Below are 14,087 nucleotides of genomic sequence, written 5' to 3'. Positions count from 1 at the left end.
CCGCGTCGCCGACGGGCTTCTACTCGTCCTTCCCGCTGCCGGCCGTCACCGTCCGCTCCGTGACCGGCTGTGTGTCCGCCCCCTCGGCCGGACGGCGGTAGACGCCGTCGCTCCGGTGCAGATGGTGCAGGTCGACGAGGTACCGGCGCAGGGTCACATGGTCGGTCCGGCCCCCTTCGCACCAGGCGCGGAGCCTTTCGCCGACCTCCTTCTCCGCGTACTCCCGGCCCGGCTCGAAGGTGCGTTCCGCGATGTGGCGCAGTACGAGCTTCTTCCGGTTCCACTGCGCCGGCAGCTTCACCAGCCGTCCGTCCCGTACGAACGTGCGGAGCACCGTCTCGAGCCGCTCGTCCCCGGTGCCGTGGTCCCGCGCGGGCCGCGGCCCGGCCGCCTCGCGCGCCAGGCGGCGGAACGAGTCGTAGGACACCGCGAGGCCGTCGGCGTTCGCCGCGACGGCCTCCCGTTCCTCGAGCCGCCGCAGTGCGAGGAGGGCCTTCTTGGCCGGCAGCCCGGTCCGCTCGACGACCTCGGCGGCGCTCGTCGCGCCCAGCGCCACAGCGGCGAAGACCCGCACCCGGGTCTCGTCGGCGAACAGCCCGGCCACGTCTTCGCCCGTCATGCTCCGTCTCCGTCCTTCCGGGAGCGGTACCCCCCGAACCATGTCACCGGGACGCTACCTCCGGGGCACAGCGGACGCCCGTCATTTTTCCGCGCGGGTTCCCGGGCGCCAGGCAAGTCGAGCGCGTCAAGCGCGGTGCCCCTGCCCGGCTTCACCGGAGCGAACTTCACCGGTAGACGTCGGACGACGTGGGATATTCACACGCTTGGGCATACGGGGAAGGCGGGAAAGCAGGAGAAGGCACATGCGGCTGGGCACACGGGCGGCGGGCGGGGCGTCGGCCCGGCCGGCAAGGAGGTCACGATGACAGGGTCGGAGCGCGGGGAGGTCCACGGGCTGTCCGTGGCGGCCGCTTCCGCCACGCTGGAAGCCATCGGCACCGGCGCCTACGTCGTCGACGAGCAGGGCTGCATCATCGCCGTCAACGCCCGCGCCGAGGAACTGCTGGGCCGGCCCGCAGCGGAGCTCCTCGGCCATGACGCGCACGACCTGCTGCACCGGGGCCCGGAGGGGCAGCAGCTGCCGAGGACCCAATGCGCGATGCGACAGGCGTTCCACGCCGGACGCCCGGCCCAGGGCGACGAGGAGTACTTCGCACGCGCCGACGGTTCGGTGCTGCCGATCTCCTGGCTGATCACCCCGTACGGCCTCGGCGACCGCCGAGCCGCCACACTCGTCGTCTTCCACACTCCCGAGCACCCGAGGGACACCGGCCCGCGACCGGAGCCGACGGCCCGGTCGCTGTCGGAACTGCAACGGCTGGCACTGCTGGCCGAGACCACCGCGCAGCTCACCTCCACCCTCGACGTCGACGAGGCGCTGCGGCGGCTGACGGCCCTGGTCGTGCCCCGGCTGGCGGACTGGGTGGTCGTCGACCTGATCATCGAACGTGACGAGGTGTGGCGTACCGTAGTGGTCCACGCCGAGGGCGACACGCTGGTGCGGCACGAGGATTTGCAGGGACCGATGTCGCCGATCCCCGAGGAATCCCGGATGCCCCTGTCCAGAGCCCTGCGCGGGGTCGCCTCCACCCTGGCCGGTCCGCAGACCTACCAGGGGACACCGGATTCCGGCATCGCGGTCGAGCAGGGCCGTCTGTTCCACGCCACGGGGATGCACTCCGCGGCCATCGCGCCCATCCGCGGCCCGCGCGCGGTCCTGGGCGCGCTGACCCTGGGCCGTACCGAGACCCCGGCGGCCTTCGCCCCCGCGGACCTTCCGTTGATCGAGGACATCGCGCGCCGGGCCGGCCTCGCCCTGGACAACGCCCGCCTCTACCAGCGTCAGCGCAAGGTGGCCGAGACCATGCAGAACCACCTGCTGCCCCAGATGCCGGGTGTTCAGGGCCTGGAGATGGCCGTCCGCTACCTGCCGGCACCCGACGCCTCACATGTCGGCGGCGACTGGTACGACGCCTTCCCCCTGGCCGACGCGTCCACCGCCCTGGCCATCGGCGACGTCGTCGGCCACGACCTGGAGGCGGCGGCCGGCATGGCACAGGTCCGCAACATGCTCCGCGCCTACGCCTGGTCCCAGCACGAACCCCCCAGCCGCATCGTCGAACGGCTCGACGAGGCGATCCAGCACATCACCGACGTCACCATGGCCACCATGATCTTCGGTCGGATCGAAACGGCCCACGACGGTCACTGGCGGCTGTCCTGGACCAACGCGGGCCACCCTCCACCGCTGCTGATCAGCAGAGACGGCCTGTCGAGCTACCTCACCGACGGCCACGGCATCCTCCTGGGCACCCAGACGGGCCTGCGGCGCCCCGACGCCACAGCGCTGCTCCCGCCGGGGTCCACCCTGGTGCTGTACACGGACGGCCTCATCGAAGCGCCCGGCCAGAGCATCGACACGGGGCTGAACCGGCTGTGCCGGCACGCCGCCGCCCTCGCCCACCGCCCCCTCACCTCGTTCACCGACCAACTGCTCCACCGTGTCCGCCCCGCCGACAACGACGACGACGTGGCCCTCCTGGCCCTGCGCGTTCCCGAGGGCTGAGCCCGTAAGGGGTCTCCGGAGGGCCGATCGGCCCAGGCGCGGCGCGCCTCGGCCGTCCCGGCGGGTCCCGGTGGAGGATCGGTGGGGCGGCGGTCCCGCGACGGGCCGCCCGGCACCGTCCACCGCGTGAACGAGGTCCGGCCATGGAACAGTCCGACGACCCGCCGCCGAAGTCCTCCGCCGGCCGGGCGCCGGAACGCGCCGGGGACGGCACTCCCGGCGTCACGCGGGCGGCGACGTGACCGCCGGACCGCGCGGGCACGGCCGGTACGGCGAGGACGTCTTCCGCCCCGGACAGCCGCACGAGGACGAGCGCATCGACTGCGGCGCCCTCGCCTACGACGACATCACCCTGGCGCGGCTGCGGTCACTCGGGGCCGGCCCGGGATGGCGCTGCCTCGACGTGGGTGCAGGAACGGGCACGGTCTCCCGCCGGCTGCTGGACGAGGCCGGGGTGACGAGCGTGCTCGCCGTGGACCGCGACGTCCGTTTCCTCACCGAGCGGCCCGTGCCGGGGCTCGACGTGCTGGAGGCCGACATCACCGCCCCGGACTTCGCCCCCGGCCGGTTCCGGCTCGTCCACGCGCGCTTCGTGCTGATGCACCTGCCCGAGCGTGAACGTCTGATCACGGCACTGGCCGGACTCGTCGAGCCCGGCGGTGTGCTGGTGCTCGGTGACGCGGTCGACCTGACGAGCGACCGGGCGCCCGGCACGCCGTACACGGTGGTGATGCGGGCGATGTGGCAGGGGCTGCGGGAGACCATCGGCACCGATGTCTCCTGGGTGCCGTCGTATCCCCGACTGCTGCGCGGGGCGGGGCTCGTGCGTGTCGCCGCCGAGATGCATGTGCCGCCGCTGCTGCCCGGCAGTCCCATCAGCCGCTTCTGGGCGGACACCTGGGAGCGGAGCAGAGCGGCGATGCTCGCCACCGGCCTGGTCGACGACGCCGCCGTCGACGCCGCGGTCCGGTACCTGGACTCCGACGAGTGCGCCGCGCTGTCCGCCGGCCTGCTGACCGTCTGGGGCCGGAAACCCGAGGAGGCCCACCGCTGACCGTCTCCGACCGGAGCGGCTGTGAAGCGCAAGGCACCGACTCACGGCAGGACGACGCCGCCTACCCTTCGGCGGTGCGTGTGGCCAGGTCCTCGTCGGTGATGGCGCGGACCACGCGGCAAGGGGTGCCGAGCGCGACGGTCATCGGGGGAACGCTGCGGCTGACGACACTGCCGGCGCCGATGACCGACCCGTATCCGATGCGGACGCCGGGCAGGACAACGGCGTTGCTGCCGATCCACACCTTGTCCTCGATCACGATCGGCTCCGAGAACCGCCCGAAGTCGGTGCGTCGTGAGGGGTGCACCGGGTGTCCCGTCGTGGTCAGGGTCACGCTCGGAGCGATCATCACACCGTCGCCTATGCGGATGTCGACATCGTCGACGAAGGTGAGGTTCACGTTCCCGAAGAAGTCGTCGCCGATGTGGACGTTGCTGCCGAACCCGGCGTGGAACGGCGGCAGCAGCACCGTGCGTTCACCGACCGACCCGAGGATCGCGACGAGCAGCGACCGGCGCTTCTCCGTCTCACCCGGTGGGGTGTGGTTGTACTCGAAGATCTGCTCGGTGCGGCGCAGGGGAGCCTGGAAGGCCGCTTCCGACTCGGTGTAGACGAGCCCTTTGGCGATCCGGGCCAGGACCTCTTCCTCGTGCGCGTGCGTCACAGCGGAACGGCTCCGTTCGTCCAACTCCAGGGCCCGGGCCCGACGCGCCCTCGGTCGGCCGCGCGCACCGAGCCTATGCCTTCGCCCGGACCGCGGCGCCCCTGTCCCGCATTATGAGGCTCGCATGACAATCAATACGTCGCGATGACGACCGGGACGGTGACCGGTTCAAACTGCGGTCCGGCAACTGGCACGGTGCCGGCGGCACCTGGAACGGCACCGGCGGCGCGGACGAGGACGCCGACCACCACGCCGGGCCGTTGTGGGACCCGAGCGGCGGGCACGAGGCGGTCGAGGGCGAGCGGCACGTCCCGGCGGTGACTGGGCCTCCGGATGCACCGAACTCCAGTGTTCCGAGAGCCGATTCCCCACCGGGTACAGCGTCCGCGGCGCCGCCGTCCCGGCCGCCCTGTGCGCGAAGGCCGTGCCCGGCGGGATCACCGGCACGAGCGGCCGTACGGTCTGGTTCGACCGGGGCGACAACCGGGGCGCCCTGCCCAAGGGCGGCGACTTCGGACACGGCCACCACAAGGGCCAGTGCGCGGACGGCGAGTACGCCGCCGGTATCGCCTGCACCGGCCGTATCGGCTCTTCACGCACCCGGATGCCCCGTACTGCCGCGAGCTCGGCCGACGGGTTCTCCGGTCCTCGGCCGAAGCGACCCGGGCCCACGGCGCGGCACCGGCACTTTGTCTCATGCGAGGAAGAAGACGCGGGACTGTGCGCGAAAGGGGTTACGCGTTCACGTGAAGCCCGCTAACTTCCTTGAAATGGACCGGTCATAACCCTGTCCGGGATGACGGTCCGGTGTTCGACGGCGCGACGGCGCGCGCCCGTACTCCTTCACGGCAGGCCACCGTGGCCTGCCGCCACCCCCCATATTCCTGGAGACTTCCGTGCGCACGAAACCGCTCGGACACAGACGTGTCCGCATGCTGCTGACGGCCGTGGCGTGTGCCATGGGCCTGGCGCTGCCCGTGGGCCCGGCCGCCGGGGCCCCCGCCGCCGCCCCGGCCGGACCCGGCGGCGCAGCCGCGGCGGCCGAGGACTTCCAGCAGGTCACCCTCGCCAAGGGCGTGGCCGAAACGGGCGAGCCCATGACCCTGGCCGTCCTGCCGGACCGCTCGGTGCTGCACACCTCGCGCGACGGCACCCTGCGACGGACCGACGCGGTCGGCACCACCACCGTGGCGGGCAGACTGGACGTCTACAGCCACGACGAGGAGGGCCTGCAGGGCGTCGCGGCCGACCCCGGGTTCTCCACCAACCGCTTCGTCTACCTGTACTACGCCCCCGAGTCGAACACCCCGGCAGGCGACGCCCCCGCCGACGGAACGGCATCCGACTTCACCCCGTTCGACGGCGTCAACCGGCTGTCCCGGTTCGTCCTGCGGACCGACGGCACCCTCGACGTGGGGAGCGAGAAGAAGATCCTCGACGTGCCCGCCTCCCGCGGCCTGTGCTGTCACGTCGGCGGCGACATCGACTTCGACGCGGCGGGCAACCTGTACCTGTCGACGGGCGACGACACCAACCCCTTCGCCTCGGACGGCTACACCCCCATCGACGAGCGGACCTCCCGCAACCCCGCCTACGACGCCCAGCGTTCCTCGGGCAACACCAACGACCTGCGCGGCAAGATCCTGCGGATCAAGGTGAACCCCGACGGCACCTACGGCATCCCGGCGGGCAACCTCTTCGCGCCCGGCACCGCCAGGACCCGGCCCGAGATCTACGCGATGGGCTTCCGCAACCCCTTCCGGATGAGCGTCGACAAGGCCACGGGCACCGTCTACGTCGGTGACTACGGCCCGGACGCGGGCACCGCCAACGCCTCCCGGGGCCCCGGCGGGCAGGTCGAGTTCAACCGGATCACCAGGGCGGGCAACTTCGGCTGGCCCTACTGCACCGGCGAGAACGACGCCTACGTCGACTACGACTTCGCCGCCGGCGCCTCGGGCGCGGCCTTCGACTGCGCGGCACCGAAGAACACCTCGCCGCACAACACCGGCCTGACCGACCTGCCGCCCGCCCAGCCCGCCTGGATCCCCTACGACGGCGCCTCCGTCCCCGAGTTCGGCAACGGATCCGAGTCGCCCATGGGCGGACCCGTCTACCGGTACGACGCGAACTCCACCTCCGAGGTGAAGTTCCCCGCCGAGTACGACGGCGACTTCTTCGCCGGCGAGTTCGGCCGCCGCTGGATCAAACGGATCGAGACCGGCGGCGACGGAAGCGTGCAGGCCGTCAACGCCTTCCCCTGGGCGGGCACCCAGGTGATGGACATGGCCTTCGGCCCGGACGGCGCCCTCTACGTCCTCGACTACGGCACCGGCTACTTCAACGGCGACGCCAACTCCGCCCTGTACCGCATCGAGCACGTGACCGGCGGACGCGCCCCGGTGGCCCAGGCCGAGGCGGACACCACCTCCGGCACAGCACCCCTCACCGTCGGCTTCTCCTCGGCCGGCAGCTCCGACCCGGACGGGGGCGCGCTCACCCACGCCTGGACCTTCGGTGACGGCGCCACCTCCACCGCGGCCGACCCGTCCCACACCTACACCGCCAACGGCCAGTACACCGCGACGCTGAAGGTCACCGACCCCACCGGCAAGTCCGCCACGGCCTCCGTCCAGATCACCGTCGGCAACACCGCCCCGACCGTACGACTCGACACACCCGCCGACGGACGGATCTACGACTTCGGCGCCGCCATCCCCTTCAAGGTCACGGTCACCGACCCGGAGGACGGCACGGTCGACTGCGCCAAGGTGAAGGTCACCTTCATCATCGGTCACGACAGCCACGGCCACCCGCAGACCTCGGCCACCGGCTGCACCGGCACCCTGCACACCCTGGCCGACGGCGAACACGACCCCAACGCCAACATCTTCGGCGTCATCGACGCCGAGTACACCGACAACGGCGCGAACGGCCAGCCCGCGCTCACCGCGCACGACCAGCACATCACCCAGCCCAGCCACCGGCAGGCCGAGCACTACGGCGACTCCGCCGGCGTCCAGGTCGTCAACCACGCACCCGCGCACGGCGGCAGGACGGTCGGCGAGATCCACGACGGCGACTGGATCTCCTTCACGCCCTACAGCCTCGACAACGCCACCGGCTTCACCGCCCGCGTCTCCTCGGCGGGCAGCGGCGGCACCCTCGAAGTCCGCGCGGGCTCCCCGGCCGGCACCCTGCTCGGCACGGCCACCGTGCCGGTCACCGGCGGCTGGGAGACCTTCCAGGACGTCACGGCGTCCCTCACCGGCCGGCCGGCCGGCACCACCACCCTGTACCTCGTCTTCAAGGGCGGCAGCGGCGCCCTGTTCGACGTGGACGAGTTCTCCTTCACCACCTCCACCGGCGGCACCCGCACGGGTGAGGTGAGGGGGGTGAACGGCAAGTGTCTGGACGTGGACAACGCGGGTACGGCGGACGGTACGGAGGTGCAGATCTGGACGTGCAACGCGTCGGCGGCGCAGCGGTGGACGGTGGCCGACGACGGCTCGTTGAGGGCGTTGGGCAAGTGTCTGGACGTGTCCGGTGGCGGGAGTGCGGACGGTACGCGGATCCAGTTGTGGACGTGCAACGGGACGGGGGCGCAGAAGTGGGCGGCCCAGCCGGACGGCACGGTCCGCAACCCGCAGTCCGGCAAGTGTCTGGACGCCTCGGGCGGTACGTGGAACGACGGTACGCCGGTCCACCTGTGGACCTGCCACACCGGACCCAACCAGAAGTGGACCCTGCCGTAGAAAGGAGGCGACCCACGATGCGCACCCTGCTCAAGACAGCGCTCAGCCTGTGTGCCGGCGCCGTGCTCTGCCTGACACCCCAGGCCGCGGCCCTGCCCGGCACCGCACCTGCGGCCCTCGACACCGCGGACCGCACGGCCACCGCGGCGGCCGACCCGGCGTACAAGATCCTCGTCTTCTCCCGGACGGCGGGCTTCCGCCACTCCTCGATCGACGAGGGCGTCACGGCCCTGCGCGACCTCGGAGCGGCGAACAACTTCACCGTCACCGCCACCGAGGACCCGGCGGCCTTCACCACCGCCAACCTGGCGCAGTACCGGACCGTGGTCTTCCTGTCGACCACCGGCGACGTCCTGGGCCCCGCCCAGCAGACCGCCTTCGAGCAGTACCTCGGCACCGGCGGCGGATACGTCGGCATCCACGCCGCCGCCGACACCGAGTACGACTGGCCCTTCTACGAAGGACTGGCCGGCGCCCTCTTCCAGTCCCACCCCGCCATCCAGCCCGCGACCGTCGAGGTCGAGGACCGGGCGCACGACGCCACCGCGCACCTCGCCGGCACCTGGCAGCGCACCGACGAGTGGTACAACTACCGCACCAACCCCCGCACCACCGCCCACGTCCTGGCCTCGCTGGACGAGTCCAGCTACTCCGGCGGCTCCATGTCCGGCGACCACCCGATCGCCTGGTGCAAGGACTACGCCGGTGGCCGCGCCTTCTACACCGGTGGCGGCCACACCGAGGAGTCCTACGCCGACCCCGCCTTCCGCCGGCACCTGCTCGGAGGCATCCGCTGGGCCGCCGGCACCACCCAGGCCGACTGCCGCCCGGAGACCGGCTACACACCCCTGTTCGACGGCACCGGCACGACCGGCTGGAAGCAGGCGGGACCGGGCGGCTTCACCCTGGCCGACGGCACCCTCACCTCGCACGGCGGACTGGGCCTCTTCTGGTACGACGCCGAGGAGTTCACCGGTGACTACTCCCTGAAACTGGACTGGAGGGCGAGCGGGGACGACAACTCCGGTGTCTTCATCGGCTTCCCGGCGTCCGACGACCCCTGGTCGGCGGTGGACAACGGCTACGAGATCCAGATCGACGCCACCGACGCGGCCGACCGCACCACGGGAGCCGTGTACGGATTCCGGTCCGCCGACCTCGCCGCGCGCGACGCGGCGCTGAATCCGCCGGGTGAGTGGAACACGTACGAGATCCGCGTCACCGGAGAGCGGCTGGAGGTCTTCCTCAACGGCCGGAAGATCAACGACTTCACCAACACCGACCCGGCACGCAGCCTGACACAGGGCCACATCGGCCTCCAGAACCACGGCGACGGCGACGAGGTGGCCTTCCGCAACATCCGGATCAAACAGGCCGGAACCCCGTCCGACCCGCGCACGGGTGAGGTGAGGGGGGTGAACGGCAAGTGTCTGGACGTGGACAACGCGGGTACGGCGGACGGTACGGAGGTGCAGATCTGGACGTGCAACGCGTCGGCGGCGCAGCGGTGGACGGTGGCCGACGACGGCTCGTTGAGGGCGTTGGGCAAGTGTCTGGACGTGTCCGGTGGCGGGAGTGCGGACGGTACGCGGATCCAGTTGTGGACGTGCAACGGGACGGGGGCGCAGAAGTGGGCGGCCCAGGCGGACGGCACGGTCCGCAACCCGCAGTCCGGCAAGTGTCTGGACGCCTCGGGCGGTACGTGGAACGACGGTACGCCGGTCCACCTGTGGAGCTGCCACACCGGACCCAACCAGAAGTGGACCCTGCCCTGATCCCGCTCGGTGCCTTCGACCCGTGGTAGCCGATAGGGCGTCAGGGACTCGGTGACCTCGAACCGGGCACGCGCCGGCGCGTGCCCGGTTACGCGCACGCGTCGCCGACATCGTCTCGACGGCACTGTGCGTGGTGCTCGCCCCGTGGGCGGTGTGGAGCGTCGTCGGCGTGGCGCGCGGAACGGCGGAATGGGCGTACAGCGCGGTGGCCTGCGTACTGCCGGCGGCCGCGCTGACCGCCCGGACGGTAAGCGTCCCACGCGGCGACGCCCGGGCCGGACGGCAGGGGGCGGCGGTGGAACGGCTCAACACCTTCCTCAGCCGCCACCTATGGGCCCAGGTACTGCTCGTCGTCCTCCTGGGCTGGGCGGTGATCATACTGGGGTCGTCGGGGGAGCCGGCCATCGTGGTGCCGGCGCGGTCCGCCGTGACCTCGGCGGGCGCGGTGGCCGTCCTGCTGGTGCTGACATGGCAGGGCGGCCGGCAGGTGCGGCGCCTGCGCGAGGTGCGCGAGACCCTCCGCGGGAGCCCCGGCGGCCCGGGCGCCGGTGGTGAGGCGCCGGAGGAGCGGTAGCCCCGGTGGCCCTCGCCCGACGGGCGGCCTGCCCCCCATGTCCGCACCGGCACGCTGCTCACCGTGGGCCGGGCGCGGAGGCAGCGTTCGCGCACCACCGTGCAGAGCGCGCACAGCGCGGTGGCGGCATCCGGCCCGTCAGCTTCCCAGGGTGAAGAAGTGCAGCGGGCTGTTCGGCTCGAAGCCGATCCGCGGGTACATGGGGGCCCCGGCGGCGGTCGCGTGCAGCGTGGCGCGGGTCAGTCCGGTGGCCCGGGCACCTTCGTACAGGGCCTTGCGGGTCACCGCCTCCCCGTACCCCCTGCGCTCCCATCGTGGATCCGTGGCCACCAGTACGACGAAGAGGCGGCCGTCCGCTTCCACGGCCCCGGCGCACGTCACCGGAACGCCGTCCCGCATGCCCAGGTAGGCGTGCACCCCCGTCCTCCACAGGTCCGAGCCCACGAGGCCGTCGCGGCCGGCCTCCAGCGGCATGCCGTAGGCGCGCGAGTTGAGGTCGGCGTAGGCACGCAGGTGCTCGTCCGTGCCGACCCGCGTGAACGTCAGGTCCGGGTGCGCCGGCTCAGGGACCGGCAGCAGGTCGCCGGCCATACCGGTGCCCGAGAAGGCGTGCACCAGACCGGCCCGCTCGACCGCTTCCGTCAAGCGCGGGCGTGCCTCGGCGTCGAGGAGGTCCTCGAAGACCCACAGGAAGCCCGCGTGCCTCTTCGACCGCATGATGTCCGCCGCCTGCCCCAGCCGCTTCTCCATGAGGCCCGCGTCCGCCCCGGCGTCGGTGAGCGTGACGCAGTTCCAGAAACCGAACCGGCACTCCGCCCAGCGCACCGCGATGCCCGGCAGGTCCCGTACGTCCGCGCCCGGATCCCGGTCGAGCACCATGCCCCGCCAGACCGTGGCGAGCTGCTCCATCGATTCCACCGCGTCAGCCAAGTTCTGCGTCACCTTGTCCCCTTCGCTCGATCACCGGTCGGGACATGTCTGCCCACCGGGACCGGCGAAGCACGCCCGGAACGGCTGGAACGGCCCCGCTCACGGATGATCCGGCAGCCGGAGCCACTCCTCCCAGGTCAGGTCCCGGCCGATGAAGCGCGGCCGCTCGAAGGGCCAGTCCTCGGCGATCCAGCGCGGCACGAACGCCTCCAGCGCCCGCTCCAGCGCGCCGCCCACCTCGTCGTCCACCACCCACCAGGAAATCTCTGCGTCCGCCCCCTGCTTCTCGGGCGGGTCGATGTAGACGCAGCCGCGCAGGGCGGTGCGGTCCGCGTTCTCGATCGTGTAGTTGAACGACTCGTGCGCCTCGATCTCCGCGGCGTGCCGCTCCAGATCGGCGAGGTTCGCCTCGTACGACATCGTGGTCGCCGGCCAGCCCCACGCGGGGCCGAAGATCGACCACAGCCGCTCCCGCGAACCCATCACCGTCGGGTAGTCCAGCGGCGCGTCCGCACCGCTGATCGGGCGCAGCCTGTGGCCTCCGCCGTCGGGTATGCCGACGTGGAGGGGATGGACGAAATCATGCGGAAGCCAGGTCATGGGCGTGAGCCAACCAGGCCGGGAAGCGCCGCGCAAAGGGATATCGCCGCGGCCGACCGGTGTCACGTGGCACGGTGGAGTCCGTCCCGCGCGTCGGCCGCCGTTCCCGGACCGGACGTGGCGGGAGGCATGGGCGGCAGGCTCGAGGCGAGGTCCGGCAGCAGGCGCGCTGTTCCTTCCCGGCGGCGGACCCGGGGCGCACGGACAGGGCGACCTTGGCGACGTTGGTCTTGCTCGGCTGGTCCGCGAAATTCCATGTGCCGTCGCAGCAGACGACCAGACGCTCGGCCATGACCATCCCTCCTCGCGAGAGCGCGGAGCGGCGCACAGCACCACTTCCGGGGTCTCACCGTCCGGCACCCCGCGCCATGCGGCACATGCGGCACATGTGAGGACCTCACCGGGAGGGCCGTTTCGGCAGCGGCGGTCGCCCCGGCCGTCATGCCCGCAGCACCGAGCCCGCCGCCAACTCCATTCGACGCGGCGGCCATTGACGGGCAGGACGGCCGTCCCTAGCATGGCGCCGCATCATTACATCGATGTAAAGCGCTGTGTGGCCCATCCCCTGCCATCCCCTGCCGTGGCCTTCCGGCCGAGATCCGCTCCCGGAAAGGACCCCCCCCGTGCCTTCCAGCCCTCTCCTACGTCCCCGCGGACACATCGCCCTGCTCGTCGCCGCCCTCCTCGGGCTCGTCCTGGGCCTGCTGCCGCCGGCCGCCGCCCCGGCCGCCGCGGCCGCGCCCAAGGCTCCCGAGCCAGGCGCCGCCGCGGCAGCCGGGACGTTCCGCAACCCGCTCAACACCGGACCCGACCCGTTCATGACGCACTGGAACGGGAACTACTACCTCACCACCACCCAGGGCAACAGCATCAGGATGTGGCGCTCACCGTCCCTGAGCACCCTGCTGACGGCCGACCCGATCACCGTGTGGACGGACTCCGACCCGTCCCGCGACCGCAACATCTGGGCCCCGGAGTTCTACCGCTTCGGTGACCGCTGGTACCTCTACTACACGGCCGACGACGGCGTCGACGACCACCACCGCCTGTACGTCCTGGAGTCGGAGCGCGACGACCCGGCCGGCCCGTACCACTTCAAGGCGAAGCTCGCCCCGCCCAACCACGCCGACGACTTCGCCATCGACGCGGGCATCCTCCAGCTCGGCGGCCGGCTCTACCTCGCGTACAGCGGCATCAACCAGTACCAGCACAACGGGCTCAACATCGCCCCGATGTCCAGCCCGTACACCGTTTCGGGCAACGCCGTCGCCATCGATGCGGCCGGGGGATGCCCCGAAGTGCGGGAGGGCCCGGAGTTCCTGTACCGCAACGGCCGGGTGTGGATGACCTACTCCGCGTGTGACACCGGCAAGCCGGACTACCAGGTCTGGATGATGTCGATGCCGCTGGACGCCGACCCGCTCGTACCGGGGAACTGGCGGCAGCACCAGGGCGCGGTGTTCTCCCGGGCCGACGACCGGGGCGTGTTCGGGCCGGGCCACCACGCCTTCTTCCGCTCTCCCGACGGCAGTGAGGACTGGATCGTCCACCACGCCAAGACCACGTCCCGGAACACGTACAGCAACCGCACGACCCGGGCGCAGAAGTTCACCTGGCGAGCCGACGGAAGCCCCGACTTCGGCCGTCCGCTGGCGATGGGAGCCACCCAGGACCTGCCGTCCGGGGACCCCGGATCCGGCAACTACTGGATCAACGACGACGGACGGTCCAGCGGCCCCGGCGGCGTCACCTACAGCGGCGCCTGGAACTCCGGGACGGGCTGCGCCACACAGTGCTTCTGGAGCGACGACCACTGGAGCGACCGGGCCGGCGCCACGGCGACCTTCTCCTTCACCGGCACCCGTATCGTCCTGCTCTCCGTCAAGGACACCGGCAACGGTTACGCGGCCGTCAGCGTCGACGGCGGCCCCGAACAGCGGGTGGACTTCCACGGCCCGATCCGCGTTGGCGAGGCGGTGCAGTACACCAGCCCACGTCTCGCGTACGGCAGCCACACCCTCCGGGTCCGGGTGACGGGACAGCACAACTCCCAGTCCGGAGCGTCCTTCGTGAGCGTCGACCGCGCCGAGGTCTACGTGAACTGAAACC

At 71.8% G+C, this 14,087-nt stretch carries 10 protein-coding genes and 1 pseudogene; 7 read left to right on the top strand and 4 right to left on the bottom strand.

Features of this window, described 5'->3' with window-relative positions; all coding sequences use genetic code 11:
- Positions 1 to 19 precede the first annotated feature (19 nt).
- On the bottom strand, positions 20 to 619 hold the full coding sequence (locus AMK33_RS18790) for a DUF2087 domain-containing protein (protein ID WP_073933990.1): 600 nt from the start codon (positions 617 to 619) through the stop codon (positions 20 to 22).
- A 303-nt stretch (positions 620 to 922) separates the two neighbouring features.
- Between AMK33_RS18790 and AMK33_RS18785 the strand changes: the two genes are divergently transcribed.
- Positions 923 to 2,626, top strand: coding sequence for a SpoIIE family protein phosphatase (locus AMK33_RS18785; protein ID WP_073933989.1), 1,704 nt, complete (start codon positions 923 to 925; stop codon positions 2,624 to 2,626).
- 238 nt (positions 2,627 to 2,864) lie between these two features.
- Positions 2,865 to 3,680: a class I SAM-dependent methyltransferase gene (locus tag AMK33_RS18780; protein ID WP_073933988.1), complete on the top strand. Its 816-nt coding sequence runs from the start codon at positions 2,865 to 2,867 to the stop codon at positions 3,678 to 3,680.
- A gap of 61 nt (positions 3,681 to 3,741) precedes the next feature.
- Here AMK33_RS18780 and AMK33_RS18775 read toward each other — a convergent pair whose 3' ends face one another.
- Positions 3,742 to 4,344 carry a sugar O-acetyltransferase gene (locus AMK33_RS18775; RefSeq protein ID WP_073933987.1) on the bottom strand — a complete coding sequence of 201 codons (603 nt, stop codon included), beginning with the start codon at positions 4,342 to 4,344 and terminating at the stop codon, positions 3,742 to 3,744.
- Between the two features lie 242 nt (positions 4,345 to 4,586).
- On the opposite strand from AMK33_RS18775, the pseudogene AMK33_RS43860 reads away from it, so the two are divergent.
- The 4 genes and pseudogenes from AMK33_RS43860 to AMK33_RS43855 form a co-directional block, all read left to right on the top strand.
- Positions 4,587 to 4,971: pseudogene (locus tag AMK33_RS43860) on the top strand (glycoside hydrolase); the annotation flags it as partial.
- 305 nt (positions 4,972 to 5,276) lie between these two features.
- Positions 5,277 to 8,099 (top strand): lectin, encoded by a 2,823-nt coding sequence (locus tag AMK33_RS18765; protein WP_107425144.1) that lies wholly within the window; start codon positions 5,277 to 5,279, stop codon positions 8,097 to 8,099.
- 17 nt (positions 8,100 to 8,116) lie between these two features.
- Complete coding sequence (locus AMK33_RS18760) at positions 8,117 to 9,874, top strand: lectin (protein WP_073933985.1); 1,758 nt, start codon at positions 8,117 to 8,119, stop codon at positions 9,872 to 9,874.
- A 130-nt stretch (positions 9,875 to 10,004) separates the two neighbouring features.
- Positions 10,005 to 10,448: a hypothetical protein gene (locus AMK33_RS43855; protein ID WP_073933984.1), complete on the top strand. Its 444-nt coding sequence runs from the start codon at positions 10,005 to 10,007 to the stop codon at positions 10,446 to 10,448.
- 138 nt (positions 10,449 to 10,586) lie between these two features.
- On the opposite strand, the gene AMK33_RS18750 is transcribed toward AMK33_RS43855, so the two are convergent.
- Positions 10,587 to 11,357 (bottom strand): GNAT family N-acetyltransferase, encoded by a 771-nt coding sequence (locus AMK33_RS18750; RefSeq protein WP_073933983.1) that lies wholly within the window; start codon positions 11,355 to 11,357, stop codon positions 10,587 to 10,589.
- A 120-nt stretch (positions 11,358 to 11,477) separates the two neighbouring features.
- Positions 11,478 to 11,978 (bottom strand): GNAT family N-acetyltransferase, encoded by a 501-nt coding sequence (locus AMK33_RS18745; protein WP_073933982.1) that lies wholly within the window; start codon positions 11,976 to 11,978, stop codon positions 11,478 to 11,480.
- A 623-nt stretch (positions 11,979 to 12,601) separates the two neighbouring features.
- Here AMK33_RS18745 and AMK33_RS18735 point away from each other — a divergent pair.
- Entirely contained in the window at positions 12,602 to 14,083 is a 1,482-nt protein-coding gene (locus AMK33_RS18735) for a family 43 glycosylhydrolase (RefSeq protein WP_073933980.1), read from the top strand.
- The last annotated feature ends 4 nt before the right edge of the window (positions 14,084 to 14,087 follow it).

Origin of the sequence: Streptomyces sp. CB02400 (assembly GCF_001905725.1) — a bacterium.
GTDB lineage: Bacteria > Actinomycetota > Actinomycetes > Streptomycetales > Streptomycetaceae > Streptomyces > Streptomyces atrovirens.
The sequence above is the reverse complement of the archived record's forward strand: the minus strand, read 5'-3'. Positions and strand labels throughout refer to the sequence as shown.

Excerpts from the sequence above, each read along its gene's own strand:
- AMK33_RS18790 (WP_073933990.1), bottom strand. The coding sequence starts at position 619 with ATGACGGGCGAAGACGTGGCCGGGCTGTTCGCCGACGAGACCCGGGTG.
- AMK33_RS18785 (WP_073933989.1), top strand. The coding sequence starts at position 923 with ATGACAGGGTCGGAGCGCGGGGAGGTCCACGGGCTGTCCGTGGCGGCC.
- AMK33_RS18765 (WP_107425144.1), top strand. The coding sequence starts at position 5,277 with ATGCTGCTGACGGCCGTGGCGTGTGCCATGGGCCTGGCGCTGCCCGTG.
- AMK33_RS18760 (WP_073933985.1), top strand. The coding sequence starts at position 8,117 with ATGCGCACCCTGCTCAAGACAGCGCTCAGCCTGTGTGCCGGCGCCGTG.
- AMK33_RS18750 (WP_073933983.1), bottom strand. The coding sequence starts at position 11,357 with ATGGAGCAGCTCGCCACGGTCTGGCGGGGCATGGTGCTCGACCGGGAT.
- AMK33_RS18745 (WP_073933982.1), bottom strand. The coding sequence starts at position 11,978 with ATGACCTGGCTTCCGCATGATTTCGTCCATCCCCTCCACGTCGGCATA.